Source organism: Humibacter soli, from assembly GCF_054779035.1.
The window spans coordinates 459,516-479,781 of record NZ_BAAGYX010000002.1 but is presented as its reverse complement, the minus strand read 5'-3'; the positions used below and the strand labels follow the sequence as shown (position 1 = coordinate 479,781).

Genomic DNA, 20,266 nt, shown 5'->3' with positions numbered 1-20,266 from the left:
TGCTACCCGTTCAGCAGCGCTTCGGCCATCGCACGGATGACCTCTCGCCCCTGCTCGGGCTCGAATCCTCGCGTGCAGACCGCCAGATATCGGCGGGATCCGGCGGGCCCGACGAACGCGACGTCGTGCTCGATGCCTGGCACGTCGCCGGCCTTCGAGCCCCACGGAACGCTGTCAGGCACGACCGATCCGATCCGCGGATGTTCCTGCCCCTCGAGCACGTCACGCATCCACTCGGCGTTCGTCCTCGTCGTCATGCCGCTGCCGACGATGCGACGCATGATCGCCACCAGATCAGCGGCCGTCGTCTCGTTGGTGAGCCCCGCCCGCACGGCGCGGCAATCGCCGATGCGTCGCTCCATGCGCGTCGCCCCGGCGCCGCACAGTCGGAACGCCTCGGCGATCCGCTGCGGCCCGAGCCGGTCGAAGAGCACGTTCGTCGCCTCGTTCGACGAGCGCACGATCATCATCGAGGCGAGCTCGCGGATGGTCGCCTGTTCGCCGTCGCTGGGGAACAACGGGTCGCTGTCGTCCGGATCGAGGCGAAAGGTCTCGGGATCGGGATCGGGATCGGGATCGGCATCGGCATCTGCATCTGCATCTGCATCTGCATCTGCATCTGCATCTGCATCTGTGTACTCGAACTCGCGGCGGCACTCGAGTGGGTCATCCAGACTCAGCTCACCCCGTTCGGACGCGATGACGGCAGCGAGCATCACCCCGAGCTTCACAGTGGACGCCGCGTAGACAACGGTGCGCGCGTTGCGGGACGCAAGCACTCGGCCCTGCTCATCGGTCAGGACGTAAGCGACGACGGGCACCGATCTCCTACCTGTCCCCGCGCAGCCGGGTGAGGCTCTCGCGGCTGGTCTTGAGCGCCTGAACGCTGGCCTCGTACGTCGTGCGGGCGACGCCGACGAAGATGTAGTCGACGATCGTCAGCTGGGCGATGCGGCTCGCCATCGCGCCGGATCGGAACGTGGTCTCGCGTACCGACGTGAGCAGCACGAGATCGGCATCTCGCGTGACGGGCGAGTCCGGCACGTTGGTGATCGCCACCGTCGTCGCTCCACCCGCGTGCGCGACGCGGAGCAATTCGCACACCTCGCGCGTCTGGCCGCTGTGCGAGAAGCCGATCACGACATCGTTCGGTCCGAGCAGCGACGCCGAGCTCACGGCGTCGTGCGCGTCGGTGAATCCGAGAGCGACGCGGCCGATGCGCAGCAGCTTCTCCCTGAGATCGCGCGCGCCCATGTTGCTGGCGGCCACTCCGAAGGCGACCGTGCGCTGCGCATCCGCGACGGCATCGATCGTTCTCTGCAGGGAGTCGAGGTCGATGCTCGCGGCGGTTTCGCGAATGCCGAACAGCTCCGAGCCGCTGATCTTCGCGACGGTTTCGGCGAGCGTGTCCGACGGCGCGATGTCGGATCCGTAGCTGCTTGCCGCGCCCAACTGAGCCGTCTCGGCCGCGAGCTCGGCCGCCATCTGCAGCTTGAGCGCGGCGTATCCCGCGAATCCGAGCGTCCTCGCAAAGCGCACGAGCGTGGTCTCCGACGTCTCGCACAGCCGCGCGAGCTCCGTGATCGTCAGCTCCAGCACCGCCTGAGGGCGGGCGACGATGATCTCCGCGATGCGCTTCATCGACGGTGGATAGCCATCCGTCCGCGCCTGGATGCTCGATTGGATGCTCATGGCCGAGCGCCGCTCATGCGTGCGTCACCCATGCGCCCGCCACTCACACGCCCACCGTCGAGCCCATGTCAATCATTTTCATCATCGAGGCCATCGATGCAGATCATATCCACCACCCCGGGGCTGCGTCGACCCCTTTCGGGGCCGGCTCGGCGGTCGCGGAGAGCGGACGAATCGGCCGGAACAGCGGTGATTCGCGACTGAATCCCCGGGCGTCCGCGTGAGGGCGCTTGCGAGAATGGAGCGGCGGGCGAGCGATCACGCCGTCGAATGCGCCAGACCCCGAGTGAGGCATCCCATGGGCACAACAGTGTTCGAGCGTCAGCGCCCGAGCGCCGCCACCGTCGACCACGCGCTGTCGGGCACGGCCCGCGGAGTGTTCTGGCTCGAGGACGCCCCGGGCGATGCCTACCCGTCGCTCACGTCGAACACCTCGGCCGACCTCGTCGTGGTCGGGGGCGGTTACTCCGGTCTGTGGACCGCACTACTCGCCAAGCGCCGCGATCCGTCGCGCTCGGTGGTGCTGCTGGAGGCGAAGACGATCGCGTGGGCGGCTTCCGGTCGCAACGGCGGCTTCGCCGAGTCGAGCCTCACCCACGGCGAGGAGAACGGCCGTACCCGTTTCGCCGACGAGTACGACCGATTGGCGCGCATGGGACGCGAGAACCTCGACGCGATCGAGGCGACGATCCGGGAGCTGGGGCTCGACGCCGACTGGGAGCGCAACGGCGCTATCGACCTGGCCGTCGAACCGCACCAGCTGGAGTGGCTGCACGAGGGTGCCGACGGCGAGGACTCCGTCTTCCTCGACGAGGCGGCGATGCGGGCATCCGTGCACTCGCCCACCTATCTCGGCGGACTGTTCCACGTGAAGGACAGCGCGATCGTGCACCCGGCCAAACTGGCGCGGGCGCTGGCGCGAGCGTGTGCGGATGCCGGCGTGCAGCTCTTCGAGAACACCCCCGTGACCGGGCTGGTCACCTCGGGGCTGAGCGTGGGCGACGGCGTGGATGTGCACACTTCCGCGCTGGACCTCACCGGACGCCCGTCATCCGCAGTGGTTCGCGCCAAGAAGGTCGCACTCGGCACGAACGTCTTCCCGTCGCTGCTGAAGCGCAACCGGCTCTACACCGTGCCGGTCTACGACTACGTGCTGATGACCGAACCGCTCACGGATGCCCAGCTGGATGCCATCGGATGGCACGGCAGGCAAGGCCTGGGCGACAGCGCGAACCAGTTCCACTACTACCGGCTGAGTGCTGACAACCGCATCCTCTACGGGGGATACGACGCGATCTACCACTACGGCGGCCGGGTGCGCTCGGACTACGAGGTGCGCGACGTGACCCACCGGCGGCTCGCCGAGCACTTCTTCACCACGTTCCCGCAGCTGGACGGCCTGCGGTTCACCCACAAGTGGGCGGGCGCGATCGACACCTGCAGCCGGTTCTGCGCGTTCTACGGCAAGGCGCGGGACGGGCGCATCGCCTACGCGACGGGATACACCGGGCTCGGGGTGGCGGCCACGCACTTCGGCGCCGAGGTGATGCTGGACCTGCTGGCGGGCATCCGGACCGAGCGCACCGAGCTGAAGATGGTGCGCAGCAGGCCGCTCCCGTTCCCGCCGGAGCCCGCGGCGTCGGTCGGCGTCAACCTCATGCGGTGGGCGCTCGACCGCGCGGACCACAACGAGGGCAACCGCAACCTGTTCCTCCGCACGATGGATGCCGTCGGCCTCGGCTTCGACTCCTGAGCCACCGAAGCGCCGGGCTCCGCCGACCCAACTGCGCCATTTGCGCTCTATTGCGCCACTTAGACGGGCGCAATAGCGCGCAAGTGGCGCAATAGCGATCCGCCAGCCGGCGCGATAGCGACCCAATGCCGGCTCGACGCCGATCCGGCAGCCCGCCAACTCCGACTACCCAGCCTGCCGAACGAGAAGATGGACACATGAACGCACTTGACGCCGAACTCGTCTTCACGCCGGTCGCCCCCGAGCAGGTCATCGAGGGGTCGCCGACGACCGGCGACGCTGTGCTCTCGGACGTCAACGGCACCGAGATCGGCGTCTGGGAGATGACCGCCGGCGCGATGAGCGATACCGAGATCGACGAGGTGTCGGTGATCATCGCGGGCTCGGCGACCATCGAGCTCCTCGACGGCGAACAGACGCTCGAGGTCGGCCCCGGCGACGTCATCCACTTCGCGAACGGCGACCGTACGATCTGGCGGGTTGCCGACCGCGTCCGCAAGGTCTACGCGATCCCCGCCTCCTGAGCCGCCCGTCTCGGCACCACCCACACCTCGCCGCGCCCAGATCGTGGTGGTTGGGCGGGATGGGATGGTGGTGGCTCGGCCGGATGGTGGTGACACCACAGACCACCCGCGCCAAGTCGTCGCCACCTGGTGTGGAATCCCCGACGCCGAACCCACGACAAGTGGCGACGACTTCGCGGTGGGGCGGAGATGAGCCCACAACAAATGGCGACCACTTCGGGCGGGTGAAGCGACGACGACCCCGGGTTGATGGTGACGACGACCCGTCGGGGTGGATGGCGACCAGCGGTCGCCGGCGGCAGACGCGGCGGTTACGCCGGACGCCAGCGGTCCACCCCAAGCGGATGCCCGGAGCCGGCCGCGCGAAGCCGCGGAAGGAAATGCGCCCAGCCGCTACCGTGCCCGGCGAGTCGGGCATCCGGAAGGCCGCTGTGCGTCAGTTCGACGCGGGTGCCGCCGTCGATCGGCACGAGCTCGAAGCTGACGCGCGACGCCCCAGGCGGAAGATCATCGCTTCCGGCAAAGCCCCACGACACCACCACGCGTCGGGGCGGATCCACCTCGAGGTAGTGTCCGCGGACCGGATAGCCGGCGATGTCCACCTCGAACCGGCCTCCCTCGCGGGGCTCGAGCATGGCGAACTCTCCCATCCATGCCGTCATTCCCTCCGCGGTCACCAGAAAGTCGAATACCGCATCGGGCGAAGCATCGATGTCGATCGACGTGTTGAAGTCGGTCACCGGCCGGCCTTCTCCGCCGCTGCTTCGACCGCAGCCTTCAGCCTGGTGAGCTGGGCGGGCCAGAATCCGTCCAGGTAGTCACGCACGGCGGCGAGCCCGTCCGTGCGCACGACGAAGAGATGACGCGTGCCGTCGCGGGTCTCCGCCACGAGTTCTGCGTCTCGCAACACTCGAAGATGGTGCGAGACGACCTGCTGCGAGAGCACGAGCACTCCCGCGATGTCGCCGACAGCGCGAGGATGCTCGCGTATCTCGGCCAGGATCGCACGCCGGTTGCCGTCTGCCAGAGCGCGCATCGCACGGTCGATCACCGCTCGCTCACTCGCCGAAGCTTCGGTGCCCGTTCCCAACCCGACTCCTCACTGCCGTTGCAGCGACTCTAGCATCCACAAGTACACCCTTGTACTCATGTCCATTTGTATTTAGAGTGCGGACATGACTACTACAACTCCGGCGGGTGTCGCCCGCGCATATATCGAGGCGGTCGGGGCCCACGACCTCGACACCGTCGACGACCTGCTGGCGGAGACGCTCGAAGCCCGTGTCGGCACGGGCAGCTCCGACAAAACGGAGTGGCTGACGGCACTCCGGCGGCTGCTCCCGGCGCTCGTGCGCAACGACATCCGCGATGTCTATGAGGACCGCTCGCACGCCTGTGTCGTCTACGACTTCGTCACCGACACCCCTGCGGGCGCTGTCGTCTGCGTTGAGAACCTGCACGTGGATGACGGCCGCATCACCGACATCGAGCTCGTCTTCGACAGGGTCGCGTTCGGGGCGGTCACCACCGCACTCGCCGAGCGCGCGGCGTCACCCGCTTGATCCGCACCCGCCCAGACACCCGCCCCACCAAAGTCGTCGCCGCTTGGCGTGGAATCCCCAACGCCGAACCCGCAACAAGTGGCGATGACTTCGGGACGGGCGAGCGGGTTGACAGCGGGGCCGTGCGGCGTCAGCGCACCGTGCCCAGGAACGCGATCGTGGATGCCAGAGCCGAACGCGCCGCCGCATCGTTCAAGTGGAACTGGTACTCGTGCGGGAGCGGCGGCGTCTCGTCCTTGGGGTAGAACACCGACGTCACGGGCACGCCGAGGCCCTCCAGTTTCGCGGCCATCGGCTTCGACTGGCCGGCCGTGAGCGGATCGGCGTTGCCACCGGAGATCCAGGTCGGCGGAAAAGCCTTCGTCACGAAGTCGATGGTGTTCATCGCCGTGCCGCCCGGCGAATTCGACCAGTCCTTCGTGCCGAAGTACGCCCACAGCGCCGCACGGAAGCCCCACCCGCCGATCCCGGGAGCCGAAGGAATCTTCGCGAGGTCGTAGATGCCGCAGTTCAGCACCATCGCCCTGAGCTGTTCCGTGGTCAATGCCGGGTGGATGCCCAACCTCTCCGCATACGCAGGGTTGGTGACCAGTACCGCGAGTTGGGCAGCGTACTGCGAGCCGGCCGAGTCGCCGGCGAGCACGATGCTGTCCGGATCGATGCCGAGCTCGGCGGCGTGCTTCACCAGGTATCCGAGGGCCGTGTTGAGCTGCTTCAGCGCCACCGGATACTGCGCCTCGGGCGCGACCGTGTAATTCAGTGCGATGGTCGTGTATCCGTGCGACGCGATCATCTTCACGTACGGGTCGACGTTGCTCTTGTCGCCCGAGATCCACGCACCGCCGTGGATCCACACCACGGTCGTGCGCGGTGTCACCTGGCCTGTCGGCGCGAACAGGTCGAAGGTGGTGTTCGATGAGCCGCCGGGGGCGTATGGCACGTTCATCCGCTCACGGATGCCGCTGGTCGGCTCATACGGCCGCATGATGTCGACCGTCTTCTTCGCGTTCTGCTCGAACACCGTGCGGATGAGCAGCGCGCTCGGCCACGGACTGACGAACGAGTAGATCGCCCCGATGGCGATCACCAGGATCACCGCACCCCACGCGATGACCCCGTGCCGCAGGTACCAGGGTCGCTGGTTCTTCTCCCCCACGCCCCGACCCTATCGACGCATCCCCGCCCGCTGGCACATCCGCTGGTCGAATCGCGCCGCAGGCCGGCAGGCACATCCGCTGGTCGAGTAGCGCGCCGCAGGCACGCGTATCGAGACCGCGGTGAAGAAGGGTCTCGATACGCGTCCGCCATGCGGCCGCTACTCGACCAGCGGGGCCACTACTCGGCCGGCGAGAGCTGGGCGGCGATCGCCTCCGCGGCGCGACGCCCCATGCGGATCGCGCCGTCCACGTGCTGGTACCCCTCGCCGGCGAGGTCGCTCGACGAGAACCAGATCGGCCCGACCGGCTCGCGCAGGTCGGCGCCCCACCGAGCGAGTCCGCCGAGGTCGAAGCTCGCCGCGTAGGCGCCGCGGGTCCACTCCTCCGTGCCCCAGTCGCTCTCGTAGTAGACGACGGGGTTCAGCGTCTCTGCGCCGTAGTAGTGCGACATCGACTGCAGGATGCGCGCCTTGCGCTCCTCGGCCGAGAGGCGGAACACGTCGTCGGCGTTCGTGTCGGAAACGAACCCCACCAGCGTGCCGCGCGTGTCGCCGTGGTTCGTGTTGTCGTACGACTCGTGCACGAGCTCATAAGGGCTGAAGGCGGTGCCGGAGAGCCCGGCATCTCGCCAGAACGGATGCTCGAACACGGCGTGCACCTTGATCACGAATCCCATCGAGAGGTGCTGGTGCATCTGGTGCTGCAGTCGCGGCAGCGGAGGTTCGAAGCTCACCCGGCTGATCAGGTGCGGCGGCACGGCGAGGATGGCCCTCTTGGCGTGCACCTCGACCGAGTCGGTGATCGCCGTCACGCCGTCGTCATGCCAGCGGAGTGTGCGCACGGGATTGCCCAGCAGCACGTCATCCCCGAGGCGCTCCGCCAGCCTGATCGGCACCTGCTGCAGGCCGCCGACGACGCGCTCGTCGAGGATGAAGTCGGCATCGACCAGGTTCGAGAAGCTGCCTGCGGATGCCGCCATCAGCAACGCCTGCAGTGCAGAGAACGAGTACGCGGGCTTCGTGAGCATGGCGCCTGCGATGAAGAGCGCGATGTTGTCCCGGGCTTCCACGTCGTCGGTCTGTTCGGCCAGCCATCCGGTGAACGAGATGCGGTCGAGCGACTCGGCGTCCGGTGTCTCCCACGGACGGTTCGGGTCGACCTTGGCGACCATGTCGTCGAGCTTCTGGATGAGCTCGACCATGATCTTCTCGGTCTCGGGTCCGACGGGGAAGATCTCGCCGGTGAAGCGGGTCTGCTTGCCGTCGGCGCCGACGTAGACGCTGTCGCCCTCGCGGTAGCGCGGGTAGCGCTCGAGGCCGAGCTCTGCGAGCGTGTCCTTGAGGGCATCCTGCTCTGGCGACACCCACTGGCCGCCCAGCTCGAGCATGGCGCCGTCGATCGTGTCGGTCCACAGTCGGCCGCCGACCCGGTCGCGGGCCTCGAGCACGATCACGCTGTGGCCGGCCTTCTTCAGCTCGTTCGCCGCCGTGAGGCCGGATGCCCCTGCCCCGATGACGACGACGTCGCGCTCGATCCCGCTCATGGTGTCTTCCTTCTGTGTCATGACGTTCGCTGTTGCGGAGTGTGCTGGCGGCCAACTGCGCCATTTGCGCTCTATCGCGCCAGCTGAAGTGGCGCAATAGAGCGCAAGTGGCGCTGGTCGGAACGGTTCCGGTGGGACGTCCTCGGTAGGGGACGCCCCTACGCGAACGGGTTCGGCGTCAGGGTGTACTTCGTCGAGAGGTACTCGTGGATGCCCTCGAACCCGCCCTCGCGGCCGAGCCCGGACTGCTTGACGCCACCGAACGGTGCGGCCGCGTTCGACACCACGCCGACGTTGAGCCCCATCATGCCGGTCTGCAGGCGCTCGATCATGCGCTGTCCGCGAGCCAGGTCCTTCGTGAAGACGTAGCTCACCAGCCCGTACTCGGTGTCGTTCGCAAGCCGAACCGCGTCGTCCTCGTCGGTGAACGGGGCGATCGCCAGCACCGGCCCGAAGATCTCCTCGCGCAGGATGTCACTGCCCGCGACGACATCCGTCACGACGGTCGGCTCGAAGAACGTGCCTTCGCCGTCTACCGCGGAGCCGCCGACGCGCAGGTTCGCGCCCCTGGCAACGGCATCCGCCACCAGCTCGGATGCCTTGGCAACGCCCTTGTCGTCGATGAGGGGTCCGATGGTGACGCCATCCTCCGTTCCGCGACCCATCTTCAGCGCGCGTACGCGCTCGGTCACCCGGGCGGCGAACTCCTCGGCCACCGCTTCGTGCACGATGAACCTGTTGGCCGCCGTGCACGCCTCGCCGATGTTGCGGAACTTGGCCAGCATGGCGCCGTCCACAGCCTTGTCGAGGTCGGCGTCGTCGAACACCACGAACGGCGCGTTGCCGCCGAGTTCCATCGAGGTGCGCAACACGTTCTCGGATGCCTGCTGCAGCAGCTTGCGCCCCACAGGGGTCGACCCGGTGAACGACAGCTTGCGCAGTCGCTTGTCGGCGATGATCGGCTCCGACACCGGCCCGGAGGTCGTGGTCGTGATCACGTTGAGCACGCCACCCGGCAGGCCTGCGTCCTCCATCAGCTTCGCGAAGTACAGCGTCGTGAGCGGCGTCAGCTCCGCGGGCTTCACCACGACGGTGCATCCGGCGGCGAGCGCCGGCGCGATCTTGCGAGTCGCCATCGCGAGGGGGAAGTTCCACGGCGTGATCAGGTAGCACGGCCCGACCGGATGCTGCGAGACGATCATGCGCCCCGTGCCTTCGGGGTTCACGCCGTAGCGGCCGGTGATGCGCACGGCCTCCTCGCTGAACCAGCGCAGGAACTCGCCGCCGTAGGTGACCTCGCCTCGTGCTTCGGCGAGCGGCTTGCCCATCTCCAGGGTCATGAGCAGCGCGAAGTCGTCCGCGCGCTCCTGCAAAAGATCGAACGCGCGGCGCAGGATCTCGCCCCGAACACGCGGGGCTGTTGCAGCCCACGCGTCGGCGGCAGCGACAGCAGCATCGACAGCACGGATGCCGTCGGCCGGTGCGGCATCCGCGATCGTCTTCAGCGTCTTACCCGTCGCGGGGTCGTACACCTTCAGCTCGCTCGGCCGCTCGCCGGCCTTCCACTCGCCGCCGATGTACAGCCCGTCGGGCACGTCGGCAAGCAGGTCACTCTCACTCAGCATCGGTCAGCGCCTTCCACACGATGTCCAGTCCCTCATTCAGCAGTTCATCGGAGATCGCCAGCGGGGGGAGGAAGCGGATGACGTTGCCATACGTCCCGCACGTGAGCAGCACGACCCCCTGGGCGACCGCCGCGGCGAGCACGCGAGAGGTGAGCCCGGCGTCCGGGCGCCCGGTCGCGGGGTCGACCAGCTCGATCGCCATCATCGCACCGCGTCCCCGGACGTCGCCGATGCGCGGATCCGCCGCCCGCATCTCGTCGAGGCGACGGGAGAGCAGCGTGCCGAGCTCGCGAGCCCGCTCGACGAGGCCGTCGTGCTCGTAGGTCTCGATCGTGGCGAGCGCGGCTGCGCAGGCGATGGGGTTGCCGCCGTAGGTGCCGCCGAGGCCGCCCGCGTGCGATGAGTCCATGATCTCGGCACGCCCGGTGACCGCCGACAACGGAAGCCCGCCCGCGATGCCCTTGGCCGTCGTGACGAGGTCGGGCACGATGCCGAACTGCTCGCTCGCGAACATGGTGCCGGTGCGGGCGAATCCGGTCTGCACCTCGTCGGCGATGAACACCACGCCGTTGTCGTTGGCCCACTTCTGCAGGGCGGGAAGGAAGCCGTCCGCCGGCACGACGAAGCCGCCCTCACCCTGGATGGGCTCGATCAGGATGGCTGCGAGGTTGTCAGCGCGCACCTGCGCCTCGATCTGGCTGATGGCTCGCTCTGCGGCATCCGCTCCGCTCAGTCCGTCGCGGAACGGGTACGACATCGGAACGCGGTAGACCTCTGGTGCGAACGGCCCGAAGCCGCTCTTGTACGGCATGCTCTTCGCGGTGAGCGCCATCGTGAGGTTGGTGCGGCCGTGATAGGCGTGGTCGAAGACCACGATCGCCTGCTTCTTCGTGTAGTGGCGAGCGATCTTGACCGCGTTCTCCACTGCCTCAGCACCGGAGTTGAAGAGGGCGCTGCGCTTCTCGAAGTCGCCGGGGGTGAGCCGGTTCAGCGCCTCGGCGACCTCCACATAGGAGTCGTACGGCGAGATGGTGAAGCAGGTGTGCGTGAACTGCGCGACCTGCCGCTGCACCGCCTCGACGACGCGGGGCGCCGCGTTGCCGACTCCGGTGACCGCGATGCCGCTGCCGAGGTCGATGAGCGAGTTGCCGTCTGCGTCGACGAGTACGCCTCCGCCCGCGGCGACGGTCGCCACCGGGATGGTGTGCCCGACGCCCTTCGCCACCGCCTTGGCTTTGCGCTCGAGCAGCCTGCGCGACTCCGGCCCGGGGATCTCGGTGACCAGACGTCGCTCCTGCGGAAGGCTCGGCCCTCCGACGTGTGCGGCCGGTGCCTCACCTGCTGACGTGTCGATGATGGTCATCCTTGCCTCGATTCGTGTCGGTTTTGCAGCTGCCGCACCCCCGCGACCCGCCCCTTGTCCATAACTCCTGCAGATCTGCTCGCGCACGCTTGCTGTGCCGCGGAATTCCGCGGAGACAGCCCGCCCACAGCGGCAATGTGCAGGAGTTATGCGCATGGTGCGGAGGTGTCTCTGTCTATGCGATGCGCCGTGACCTCAGACTAGGGCGGTCAGCACCCGATGACACTGGACATCGTGTACATCGGAGATATCCCGATTGGACACAACGTACAATCGAATCATGCCCGCCCCGACGGTCCGTCTGCTGCTGGCCAGGCGCGAGCTCAGCCTCCGGCTGCTGACTTCACCGGACGCTCTCCCGGATGGCGCCCTCGACGCGGCGGTCTCGTGGGTGCACAGCTCCGATCTCGATGATCCGACGCCGTTCCTCACCCCGGGTCAGGTGCTGCTGACCACCGGAACCCAGTTCGAGTCCGCCGATTCCGACTATGACGGTTACGTGGCACGGCTCGTCGTCAGCGGCGTCGTCGCGCTGGGTTTCGGCACGGAGGTCATCCGTGACACCCCGCCAGGCCTGATCGAGGCCTGCCTGCGCGGTGGGATGCCGCTCCTCGACGTCCCCTATCGCACGCCGTTCATCGCGGTCGCGAGGTACGCCGCCGACCTCGTCGCCGAACAGGCGTACGCCCGCAACACCTGGGCTCTCGCCGCACAGCACGCGGTGTCGCTTGCCGCCCTCCGACCCGACGGCCTCGACGCCACCCTCGCGGAGCTCGCCAGACAGCTCGGCCGATGGGTCGCCCTCGTGGATGCCGCCGGCACGATCGACCGGGTCTTCCCCGACCGCGCTATGCCGGCGCCCGCCCGCGAGATCGTGACGGCCGAGGCAGGCCGGATGCTCCGAGCCCGCCGCCGCTCCGGCGCAACGGTCTCCGAGGCGGGCACCGTGATCGCGCTCCAGACCATCGGCGCGGGCGATCGGCTGCTGGGAGTACTCGCGCACGGTGGCCCCGACGAGCCGGATCAGGCCGCGCAGCAGGTGGTGACGAGCGTGGTCGCGCTGGCGGGACTCGCCCTTGAGCAGGGTCAGGCTCTGGAGTCGGCACGCACCGCGCTGCGTCGCGCACTCCTGAGCGGCATCGAGCAGAGCCGTCGTCTCGCTGACGAGCTCGGTAGGGCATCGGGGCTGAGCGTGGCATCCCTCGACGTCCTCGACCGCGCGGGCGCGCAGGTGAACGACGTGCTCGGGGCCGAGCCCCCGATGACATCGGCGGAGCCGGGGGCTGGCAGAGACCGGGCGGGGGGCGGCCCGTCCCCGCTGCCGCCCGAGGACGAGGATGCCCCCGTCCGGGCCACCGCGCTGCTCGAGCCTCTCACCGCGACGGACCGCGACGGCACGCTCGCCGTGTCACTGCTCACCTGGTTGGAGCACAACGGGGTCTACGACGCTGCCGCGCGCGAACTGGGCGTGCACCGGCACACGCTGCACGCGCGCATCCGCACCGCCGAGCGTCTGCTCGACCGCGACTTCACCGCCTTCGCCGACCGCGCCGAGGTCTGGACGGCCCTGCGTCTGGGATGACGGCGAATCGGGACTACTCCACCTGCTGCGGGTAGATGATCGCCTTCACCGCGCTCGGATCTGTCGAGCCGATGTTCAGCGCGTCGGCCGTGCGCGAGAGCGGGAAGCTGTGCGTGTGCAGTCCGCTCAGGTCCACCCTGCCCGACGAGATCAGCTCGATCGCGAGGGGCCAGGTGTTCTGGTAGCGGCTCACCATCGAGATCGTGATCTCGTTCCAGTTCAGAGTGTGCAGCGGCAGATCGGCATTCACCTTCGAGATGCCGATCACCGCCGCGCGGCCAGCGGGCCCGAGGCGGCCGAGGCCTTCTGCGAGCACGCCCGGCGCACCGGAGCATTCGAGAAGGATGTCGAAGGTTCGGTCATCCGCCGCCTCACCGCTCAGCTCGGTCGCGAACCCGTGCGCCGCCGCCAGCTCGAGCCTGGGCGCCGAGACATCCGTCACCGTCACCGTGCCGGCACCGAGCGCCTTGGCGGACTCGGCCGCCAGCAGTCCGACAGGGCCCGCTCCGGTCACGAGCACATTGTCACCGGGTCGCAGGCCCGCGCGCTGGCATCCCCACAGCCCGACCGACAGCGGCTCGGCGAGCGCACCCTCTTCGTAGGTCATCGAGTCGGGCATGCGGAACAAGGTGCGAGAGTCGATCGTCAGCTGCTGGATGAGCGCGCCATCCACCGGCGGAGTGGCGAGGAATCGCAGGTTGGGGCACAGGTGGTACCTGCCGGCGCGGCACTGCGCGCAGCTCCAGTCGGGCACGCTCGGCTCGATCGCGACGCGATCCCCCACCGAGACATTCGCGACACCCTCGCCGACCGCGATCACGTCGCCGGAGACCTCGTGGCCGAGGATGAAGTCGCCCTCCACCACGTACGGCCCGATGCGGCCGTAGCGGAAGAAGGACACATCCGAACCGCAGACTCCCACGGCCTTGATGGCGACGACGGCCTCGCCTGGTCCGGCGGAGGCCTCTGGGCGGTCCTGAATCTCTATGGCGTTCAGGGCGGTCATGACAGCAGCGACATTGGCCACGTTCGTACTCCTTCGTCGATCGGTCGGCGTGCGGCACTCCTACGAGTATCGAGCACGAACGAGTCGGTCATCCACGCGCAAGCCCTTAGAGCTCACAGATCGGTCGCGTTAAGGTGGATGCCTTCACCGGCACCGCCCTGGGGAGGGGATCGGCCCGAAACCCGCGGTGGGTGCGAGCGCCCGGATGGTCCAGGATGGAGGGCGGGGGAATACATGACTTCTGCAAGTGACGCGCGACCCGATGAGGAGTCGCTCGAGAATTCAGCTGAGGCGCCGGCCGCCGAGCACGACGAGGTCGTCGCTGTCGACGTCGCCGAGGTCGAGGTCACGGAGACCGAGATCTTCGCCGTGGGCGAGGACGGCGAGATCACCGAGGTCGAGGTCGTCGAGACCGAGATCGTGGCAGTGGATGCCAACGGCGAGGTCGTCGATGTCGTCGAGGTCACCGAGACCTTCTCCGTGACAGATGCCGCCTGGCGCATGCCTGCGGAAACCGACGGCCAGCAACGCGTCTGGATGGCCTTCCCGCCCGCCGGCGGCTACCTCGGCGAGACTGCCGAAGACGTCGACGACGCTCGCACGGCGTGGAGCGAGGTGGCGCACTCGATCCTCAGGTTCGAGCCCGTCAGCATGGTGGTCGACCCGCACGACATCGGGGTCGCCCGGCGCTACCTGTCGACCGAGATCGACATCGTCGCCGCGCCGCTCGACGACGCGTGGATGCGCGACATCGGTCCCACCTTCGTGCGCGACGAGGACGGACGGCTGGGCGCCGTCACCTGGCGCTTCAACGGCTGGGGCGCGCAGGACTGGGCTCGGTGGGGCAACGACTCCGTGATCGGAGCCCTCGTCGCCGTTCGAGCCGGTGCGACGCGGGTCGTCAGCAGCCTTGTGAACGAAGGGGGCGGCATCCACGTCGACGGGCTCGGCACGGTCCTGCTCACCGAGACGGTGCAGCTCGACCCGAAGCGCAACCCCGATCTCACCAAAGAGGATGTCGAGACCGAGCTCGCCCGCACCATCGGCGCGACCAACCCCATCTGGCTGCGACGTGGCCTGTATCGGGATGCGAAACGCTTCGGAACTCGCGGGCACGTCGACATCGTCGCCACGATCCCGTCACCCGGTCGCATACTCGTGCACAGCCAGCAGGATGAGACGCATCCCGATCACGAGATCACCGTCGAGGCCATCGAGACGCTGCGCGCCTCCCGCACGCCGGACGGCGAGGAGTGGGAGATCATCGAGCTCCCCGCACCTCAGGTGCTGCGCGACGAGGAGGACTTCGTCGACTACAGCTACATCAACCATCTCGTGATCGACGGCGCCGTCATCGTCGGTACCTTCGACGACCCGAACGACGAGGTCGCGCTGAATATACTCGCCGAGGCATATGAAGGACGGGAGATCGTGGGAGTGGATGCCCGAGCCATCTTCGCGCGAGGCGGCGGCATCCACTGCATCACGCAGCAGCAGCCTTCCGTGGGCTGATGAGCTTGCGGCTCAGCCGCCCGTCTCCCCGCCGGTTGAGGAGCTCGCAGTGAAGCCGCGCGCGTCTCGAAACCCCGACCTCGCGCCAGCACACGAGCTTCCCTCGACGAGCCACCACTTTCTCGCCGAACCAGCACTCAATCCGCGTCGATTCGGTGGTGGTTCGGCGAGAACGTGGTGGCTCGACGAGAACGTGGCGGGTGGGTGGGCGGGCGGCTACCCGAGCCGCTGGCGCTTCAGCTCGACGACCCGGCGGGCCGCGTCGTCCACGACCTTCGCGAACGCCGGGTCTGTCTGGGCCTTCGCCACCACGGCGGCCACCATCGGGGCGGCCACCTCGGGTGATGCGGAGACGAGCACGATGTCGACGCCCGCCTGGAGCGCGAGGATGGCCCGATCGGCGGGCGACCACGCGTCGACCTGCTCGGCGGCCGAGAGATCGTCGCTCATGATGACGCCGTCGAACCCGAGGGTTCCCCGCAGGAGACCCGTCGTGACCGTCGGCGAGAACGCCGCGGGCGCCTTCGCGTCGAGCTGCGTGTAGATCGCGGTCGACATCATCACGACCTGCGCGCCGTCCTGGATCTCGGTCTTGAACACTCCGACGCTCGCGCTCGTTGCGGTCGTCGTGGTGTCTGTCACGCCGGAGTCGGTGTCGGTGTTCTCGGTGACCGCACCGAGGCCCGGAAAGTGCTTGATGACCGGGACGATCCCCGAGGTCTGCATTCCGGCGCGGAAGGCGTTCGCGTGGCTCGTGATCGTCGCGGGGTCGTAACCGAACTGACGGTCGAAGCCACCGATCGGCGGGTTGTTCGCTGCGGCCTGGGGCGACGGGATGAGATCGACGACCGGCGCGAGGTTCATGTTCAGAGCGGCAGCGTGCAGCTGGCTCCCCCACTGCGTCGCGGCCGCCTGCAGCGCTGCCGGAGCCATCGATCCCTGCTCGAGTGCGGTCGGCATGTCGTCGAAGCCCGGCCCGCTCAGCACCTGCACCTCGCCGCCCTCCTGGTCGGTGGCGACGAAGAGCGGAAGCCCTGCCGTCGTGTCTGCGCCGACCAGCGCGGTGAACTGCTTGACGATCGCGGCCGTCGCCTCGGTGCCGCCCTGCGACCGGCCGGCGAGGAACACGTTGCCGACGTGCAGGTCGCTGACCGCGGAGAGGGTCGTCGGGTCGGCGGTCGTCGCCTGCGTTCCGACCATGAAGAGCTGCCCGACCTTCTGCTGCAGCGTCATGCCTGCCAGCGGGTCCACCGGCGTCGGGGTCACCGTCGCGGTCGGCGTCGGACGCCGTGTCGGTGTCGCGGTGTGGTGGCGCGAGGGAGCGGATGCCGCACATCCGCCCAGCAGTCCCGCGAGGGCGACCACGGCGGCCGCCCTCAGTATGCGAGCGCTCACTCCGCGCACGTCACTCCGTCCCCACCCCGCACGTCACTTCGCCCCCACCAAGCACGTTATTCCGTGGCGAGTTCCCGCAGCGTCGCCTGTGCGCCGTCGTCGATGAGCGACCGCAGCGCCCACGTGTAGTCCCCGACGAACGCCTCGTCGTCGGCGAGCGCGCCGAACAGCGACTCCTCGCGGAGGAACGCAATGATGTCTTCGCGTTGTCTGGCGGCGTTCGCCATCATCCGTTCGCGCAGCCGGTCGACGACCTCGAAGGGGCGCCCCTGCTCGTCAAGGCCCTCCGCGTACCGTGCCCAGCTGGCGACGATCGCGGCGGACCGACGAACGCCTCCGCCGGCAGCCAGTTGTTCGCGCACCACCGGAATCAGCCACTTCGGGATGCGGTCCGACGACTCGGCGGCCAGCCGCGCCAGGGTGTCGAGCACGTATTCGTTCGAGAACCGCTCGATGAGCGTCTCCGTGTACTCATCGAGGTCCACGCCGGGCACCGGCTTGAGCGTCGGCCTCGCCTCGTCACGCCAATACCTGCGCAGCAGGTCGACGATGAGCGGGTCGCGCGAGGCCTCGTGCGCGTACGTGTATCCGCTCAAGCGGCCGAAGTAGGCGATGCCCTGGTGGCCGACGTTGAGGAGCCGAAGCTTCATGAGCTCGTACGGCTCGACATCCTCGACGACCTGCACGCCCGCGTGCTCGAACGGCGGTCGGCCTGCGGGGAACGAGTCCTCGAGAACCCACTGGAAGAACGGCTCAGCCACCACAGGCCAGGCATCGTCGGTCACACCGAAGTCCTCGGCGATCATGCGGCGGTCGTCGTCCGTCGTGACGGGGGTGATGCGGTCCACCATGGAGTTCGGGAACGCAACGTTCTGCGCGATCCACGCCCCCAGCTCGGCATCCTTGAGCTCGGCGAATCGGGTGAAGGCGCGCGAGGCGACGTGACCGTTGCCCTGGATGTTGTCGCATGACATCACCGTGAACGGTGCGACACCACGCTCCCGCCTTCGCCGCAGCGCCTCGGTGACCAGGCCGAACACCGTGCGTGGGCTCGCGCCGGGTTCGAGGTCCGCGACGATGCCTGGGTCGGCCTCGTCGAACTCCCCCGTCACCTGGTTCGTGTTGTAGCCGCCCTCGGTGATCGTGAGCGACACGATGCGCACGGCCGGGTCGGACATCCGCTCCACGACGACGTCCGGGTCGTCCGGCGCGAACAGGTACTCGGCGATCGAGCCGATGGTGCGTGCCTCACGAGTGCCGTCGGGATGCTTGAGCACGAGCGTGTACCGACCGCCCTGCGCCAGCAGCGCATCGCGCATCGCACGGTCGCCCGGTAGCACCCCGACGCCGCAGATGGCCCAGTCGAGCGCCTCGCCCTCGTTCATCAGGCGGTCGAGCACCATCGCCTGGTGAGCACGGTGGAACCCTCCGACGCCGAAGTGCACGATGCCGACGCGCAGGTCGTCGCGGTCGTAGTTCGGCTGCGCAACGGGTGAGGTCATGGGTGTCTCGCCTCCTGGGCCATGGGGATGGGTCACGGGTGGGGTGATGCGGCGCGGTACCAGTGTCATACATGGCGGCGACATCCGCGCGTCGATTGCGGCCTCGTGCGCAGAACGGGCGCCGATGCGGTGGAATGTACGCATGACGACGGAGCGCATCGCGGCGGTGTTCGAGAGCAAAGACCCACGTTTCGACCAGATCGGCGGAGACTCCGAGCTGCGCATCCTGTTCGACGACGGTCGCTGGCTGGAAGGTCCCGCGTACTCACCGCAGGGTCGGTTCCTGCTGTTCAGCGACATCCCGAACGACCGCGTGCTCCGGTACGACGAGACGAGCGGACGTGTGGAGGTCTGGACCCACCCCGCCGGATTCACCAACGGCCGCACCGTCGACCCCCAGGGCCGCTTCGTCACGTGCGAGCACGGCAACCGGCGCGTCGTGCGCACCGAACACGACGGCTCGATGCGCGTGATCGCCGACTCGTTCGACGGCAAGCGCCTGAACAGCCCGAACGACGTCGTCGTGCACTCCGACGGCTCGATCTGGTTCACCGACCCGACCTACGGCATCCTCACCGACTACGAGGGACACCGCAGCACGGAGGAGATCGGCAGCCGCAACGTCTACCGCTGGCATCCGGATGGCTCCCTCACCGTCGTCGCGAGCAACCTGACCCAGCCGAACGGACTCGCCTTCTCGCTCGACGAATCGCTGCTCTACGTCACGGACAGCGAGCGCCGCACGATCACCGTGTTCGAAGTGCGCAGCGGGCGCCTGGTGGACGGCCACGAGCTGTGTGCCTCCGATGCCGGATACGACGGCCTCCGCCTCGACACAGAGGGCCGCCTGTGGGCGGCGAGCGGGAACGGCGTCGAGGTCTATCACGCCGATGGCACCCTGCTCGGCGTACTGCACCTGCCGGAGACCGCCGCGAACCTCGAATTCGGCGGCCCGCAGCGCAACCTGCTGTACATCACAGCGACCACGAGGCTCTACGTCATCCGCGTCAAGGTCGAGGGTGCGCGGCGTCTCTAGTTTCTTCGGCGTTTTCAACATGCATCTGCATGGATGCTTGTGCCTGGCGCTCGCCGTGCACTACCGTAACCAAGGCCGGGTTTCCGGCAGACCACAACCCAGCCGCTCGCGCGATCCGCGCTGGAGCATGGGAACACGAAGGGAGAACGTCATGATGGTGACCACTCACATTCAGCCGCACGCTCTCGCCTTCCGTGGGGGCGTGGTTCTCGGCGCACGTCGTGCGCACGCAGGGATGGCCTGCTAGTGGTTATCGCCGCGCACTGACGGTCGACGTTCGAACTCGGATCTAGAGATCCGCTTCTGAGCGACCCGTCCGAGTCGTCCCGCCGGTAGGCGACGCATCGGACTCACCGACAGTTCCCGCCTCGCATGCCGCGCTCGGCATGCTTTGGTCGCGCCGTCATCCCGCTGCTGGGCCTCCGTCTGCCTTTCGCAGAACTGCCCATCGCAGAACCGGGTCTTCCGTGCGCTCTCATGCCGGTCGACCGGTCCACACTTCGCCTCATCACCACCCATCAGCACCGCTCCGCCGACCCGGTGGCATCCCTCGGCTCGGCATCGATCGGTGCGTCGTCACCAAAGGAATCATCATGAATACGCAAACCCTCGAGACGCTCAGCTCGGCCACCACCGAGCCGCGCGCCGAGCGACAGACCCGCAACTCGCACCCTCCGAGTCCTCTCGACAGGCTCGCGATGCGTGCAGGTCTGGCGCTCATCCTGTGGAGCCGACGGGAGGAGCGTGCACGTCGCACTCTCGACCGTGAGCTCACCTCACAGCGCAACAGCGCCGAACGCGACCGCCTCGCGCGGGAGCACACGTGGCAGACCAGCGTCCACTCGCTGACGAGACGCTGACCGCCATGGGAACCATCACCTTGCAGGGCATTCTGGCCGCCGCGGACCTGCTGTCCCCGGCGGCCGGAGCGCCTGCGGGCGCCGAGGCGCCAGTCACGCCGGCAGCGTTGCCTTCGATCTCACCGGATGCCCGTGCCTGATCGCCCCGGCTGAG

General features: G+C 68.2%; 19 protein-coding genes. 8 read left to right on the top strand and 11 right to left on the bottom strand.

Annotation, left to right across the window (positions count from 1 at the left end; genetic code table 11):
- Nucleotides 1–2: 2 nt before the first annotated feature.
- Both ACYVDN_RS15350 and ACYVDN_RS15345 read right to left on the bottom strand, forming a co-directional pair.
- Entirely contained in the window at nucleotides 3–821 is an 819-nt protein-coding gene (locus tag ACYVDN_RS15350) for a serine hydrolase (protein ID WP_460573053.1), read from the bottom strand.
- Between the two features lie 7 nt (nucleotides 822–828).
- On the bottom strand, nucleotides 829–1,692 hold the full coding sequence (locus ACYVDN_RS15345) for a MurR/RpiR family transcriptional regulator (RefSeq protein WP_460573052.1): 864 nt from the start codon (nucleotides 1,690–1,692) through the stop codon (nucleotides 829–831).
- Between the two features lie 298 nt (nucleotides 1,693–1,990).
- On the opposite strand from ACYVDN_RS15345, the gene ACYVDN_RS15340 reads away from it, so the two are divergent.
- Both ACYVDN_RS15340 and ACYVDN_RS15335 read left to right on the top strand, forming a co-directional pair.
- On the top strand, nucleotides 1,991–3,445 hold the full coding sequence (locus ACYVDN_RS15340) for an NAD(P)/FAD-dependent oxidoreductase (RefSeq protein ID WP_460573051.1): 1,455 nt from the start codon (nucleotides 1,991–1,993) through the stop codon (nucleotides 3,443–3,445).
- 197 nt (nucleotides 3,446–3,642) lie between these two features.
- On the top strand, nucleotides 3,643–3,969 hold the full coding sequence (locus ACYVDN_RS15335) for a cupin domain-containing protein (RefSeq protein ID WP_460573050.1): 327 nt from the start codon (nucleotides 3,643–3,645) through the stop codon (nucleotides 3,967–3,969).
- Nucleotides 3,970–4,280: 311 nt separating this feature from the next.
- Here the strand turns inward: ACYVDN_RS15335 and ACYVDN_RS15330 are convergent, their stop codons facing one another.
- Nucleotides 4,281–4,709: an SRPBCC family protein gene (locus ACYVDN_RS15330; RefSeq protein WP_460573049.1), complete on the bottom strand. Its 429-nt coding sequence runs from the start codon at nucleotides 4,707–4,709 to the stop codon at nucleotides 4,281–4,283.
- Nucleotides 4,706–5,059 carry an ArsR/SmtB family transcription factor gene (locus ACYVDN_RS15325; RefSeq protein WP_460573048.1) on the bottom strand — a complete coding sequence of 118 codons (354 nt, stop codon included), beginning with the start codon at nucleotides 5,057–5,059 and terminating at the stop codon, nucleotides 4,706–4,708. Before ACYVDN_RS15325 ends, ACYVDN_RS15330 begins: the two co-directional genes overlap by 4 nt.
- A gap of 85 nt (nucleotides 5,060–5,144) precedes the next feature.
- On the opposite strand from ACYVDN_RS15325, the gene ACYVDN_RS15320 reads away from it, so the two are divergent.
- Nucleotides 5,145–5,531 (top strand): nuclear transport factor 2 family protein, encoded by a 387-nt coding sequence (locus tag ACYVDN_RS15320; protein WP_460573047.1) that lies wholly within the window; start codon nucleotides 5,145–5,147, stop codon nucleotides 5,529–5,531.
- Between the two features lie 130 nt (nucleotides 5,532–5,661).
- On the opposite strand, the gene ACYVDN_RS15315 is transcribed toward ACYVDN_RS15320, so the two are convergent.
- The 4 genes from ACYVDN_RS15315 to gabT all read right to left on the bottom strand — a co-directional run bounded on the left by ACYVDN_RS15315 (nucleotide 5,662) and on the right by gabT (nucleotide 11,219).
- Nucleotides 5,662–6,687, bottom strand: coding sequence for an alpha/beta hydrolase (locus ACYVDN_RS15315; RefSeq protein ID WP_460573046.1), 1,026 nt, complete (start codon nucleotides 6,685–6,687; stop codon nucleotides 5,662–5,664).
- 179 nt (nucleotides 6,688–6,866) lie between these two features.
- Nucleotides 6,867–8,252, bottom strand: a complete 1,386-nt coding sequence (locus tag ACYVDN_RS15310) for a flavin monoamine oxidase family protein (protein ID WP_460573045.1) — start codon at nucleotides 8,250–8,252, stop codon at nucleotides 6,867–6,869.
- 137 nt (nucleotides 8,253–8,389) lie between these two features.
- Complete coding sequence (locus ACYVDN_RS15305; RefSeq protein WP_460573044.1) at nucleotides 8,390–9,856, bottom strand: NAD-dependent succinate-semialdehyde dehydrogenase; 1,467 nt, start codon at nucleotides 9,854–9,856, stop codon at nucleotides 8,390–8,392.
- Entirely contained in the window at nucleotides 9,846–11,219 is a 1,374-nt protein-coding gene (gene gabT, locus ACYVDN_RS15300; RefSeq protein WP_460573043.1) for an aspartate aminotransferase family protein, read from the bottom strand. The genes ACYVDN_RS15305 and gabT overlap by 11 nt, the downstream gene beginning before the upstream one ends.
- A gap of 280 nt (nucleotides 11,220–11,499) precedes the next feature.
- Between gabT and ACYVDN_RS15295 the strand changes: the two genes are divergently transcribed.
- Nucleotides 11,500–12,801, top strand: a complete 1,302-nt coding sequence (locus ACYVDN_RS15295; protein ID WP_460573042.1) for a PucR family transcriptional regulator ligand-binding domain-containing protein — start codon at nucleotides 11,500–11,502, stop codon at nucleotides 12,799–12,801.
- Nucleotides 12,802–12,814: 13 nt separating this feature from the next.
- Here ACYVDN_RS15295 and ACYVDN_RS15290 read toward each other — a convergent pair whose 3' ends face one another.
- The gene (locus tag ACYVDN_RS15290) at nucleotides 12,815–13,828 is read right to left on the bottom strand and encodes an NAD(P)-dependent alcohol dehydrogenase (protein ID WP_460573041.1); all 1,014 of its coding nucleotides are present in this window, start codon (nucleotides 13,826–13,828) and stop codon (nucleotides 12,815–12,817) included.
- Between the two features lie 213 nt (nucleotides 13,829–14,041).
- Here ACYVDN_RS15290 and ACYVDN_RS15285 point away from each other — a divergent pair, with 213 nt between their 5' ends.
- On the top strand, nucleotides 14,042–15,319 hold the full coding sequence (locus tag ACYVDN_RS15285) for an agmatine deiminase family protein (RefSeq protein WP_460573040.1): 1,278 nt from the start codon (nucleotides 14,042–14,044) through the stop codon (nucleotides 15,317–15,319).
- Nucleotides 15,320–15,535: 216 nt separating this feature from the next.
- Here the strand turns inward: ACYVDN_RS15285 and ACYVDN_RS15280 are convergent, their stop codons facing one another.
- On the bottom strand, nucleotides 15,536–16,714 hold the full coding sequence (locus ACYVDN_RS15280) for a glycoside hydrolase family 3 N-terminal domain-containing protein (RefSeq protein ID WP_460573039.1): 1,179 nt from the start codon (nucleotides 16,712–16,714) through the stop codon (nucleotides 15,536–15,538).
- Between the two features lie 56 nt (nucleotides 16,715–16,770).
- Nucleotides 16,771–18,216 (bottom strand): mannitol dehydrogenase family protein, encoded by a 1,446-nt coding sequence (locus ACYVDN_RS15275; RefSeq protein WP_460573038.1) that lies wholly within the window; start codon nucleotides 18,214–18,216, stop codon nucleotides 16,771–16,773.
- 142 nt (nucleotides 18,217–18,358) lie between these two features.
- Here ACYVDN_RS15275 and ACYVDN_RS15270 point away from each other — a divergent pair, with 142 nt between their 5' ends.
- The 3 genes from ACYVDN_RS15270 to ACYVDN_RS15260 all read left to right on the top strand — a co-directional run bounded on the left by ACYVDN_RS15270 (nucleotide 18,359) and on the right by ACYVDN_RS15260 (nucleotide 20,252).
- The gene (locus ACYVDN_RS15270) at nucleotides 18,359–19,252 is read left to right on the top strand and encodes an SMP-30/gluconolactonase/LRE family protein (RefSeq protein WP_460573037.1); all 894 of its coding nucleotides are present in this window, start codon (nucleotides 18,359–18,361) and stop codon (nucleotides 19,250–19,252) included.
- A gap of 593 nt (nucleotides 19,253–19,845) precedes the next feature.
- Nucleotides 19,846–20,112 (top strand): hypothetical protein, encoded by a 267-nt coding sequence (locus ACYVDN_RS15265; protein ID WP_460573036.1) that lies wholly within the window; start codon nucleotides 19,846–19,848, stop codon nucleotides 20,110–20,112.
- A gap of 5 nt (nucleotides 20,113–20,117) precedes the next feature.
- Entirely contained in the window at nucleotides 20,118–20,252 is a 135-nt protein-coding gene (locus tag ACYVDN_RS15260) for a hypothetical protein (protein ID WP_460573035.1), read from the top strand.
- The last annotated feature ends 14 nt before the right edge of the window (nucleotides 20,253–20,266 follow it).

Bases quoted from the DNA above. Each gene is read 5' to 3' on its own strand.
- ACYVDN_RS15265 (WP_460573036.1), top strand. From the start codon at position 19,846: ATGAATACGCAAACCCTCGAGACGCTCAGCTCGGCCACCACCGAGCCG.
- ACYVDN_RS15335 (WP_460573050.1), top strand. From the start codon at position 3,643: ATGAACGCACTTGACGCCGAACTCGTCTTCACGCCGGTCGCCCCCGAG.
- ACYVDN_RS15270 (WP_460573037.1), top strand. From the start codon at position 18,359: ATGACGACGGAGCGCATCGCGGCGGTGTTCGAGAGCAAAGACCCACGT.
- ACYVDN_RS15340 (WP_460573051.1), top strand. From the start codon at position 1,991: ATGGGCACAACAGTGTTCGAGCGTCAGCGCCCGAGCGCCGCCACCGTC.
- ACYVDN_RS15310 (WP_460573045.1), bottom strand. From the start codon at position 8,252: ATGACACAGAAGGAAGACACCATGAGCGGGATCGAGCGCGACGTCGTC.
- ACYVDN_RS15295 (WP_460573042.1), top strand. From the start codon at position 11,500: ATGCCCGCCCCGACGGTCCGTCTGCTGCTGGCCAGGCGCGAGCTCAGC.
- gabT (WP_460573043.1), bottom strand. From the start codon at position 11,219: ATGACCATCATCGACACGTCAGCAGGTGAGGCACCGGCCGCACACGTC.
- ACYVDN_RS15275 (WP_460573038.1), bottom strand. From the start codon at position 18,216: ATGACCTCACCCGTTGCGCAGCCGAACTACGACCGCGACGACCTGCGC.
- ACYVDN_RS15345 (WP_460573052.1), bottom strand. From the start codon at position 1,692: ATGAGCATCCAATCGAGCATCCAGGCGCGGACGGATGGCTATCCACCG.
- ACYVDN_RS15305 (WP_460573044.1), bottom strand. From the start codon at position 9,856: ATGCTGAGTGAGAGTGACCTGCTTGCCGACGTGCCCGACGGGCTGTAC.
- ACYVDN_RS15285 (WP_460573040.1), top strand. From the start codon at position 14,042: ATGACTTCTGCAAGTGACGCGCGACCCGATGAGGAGTCGCTCGAGAAT.
- ACYVDN_RS15260 (WP_460573035.1), top strand. From the start codon at position 20,118: ATGGGAACCATCACCTTGCAGGGCATTCTGGCCGCCGCGGACCTGCTG.
- ACYVDN_RS15320 (WP_460573047.1), top strand. From the start codon at position 5,145: ATGACTACTACAACTCCGGCGGGTGTCGCCCGCGCATATATCGAGGCG.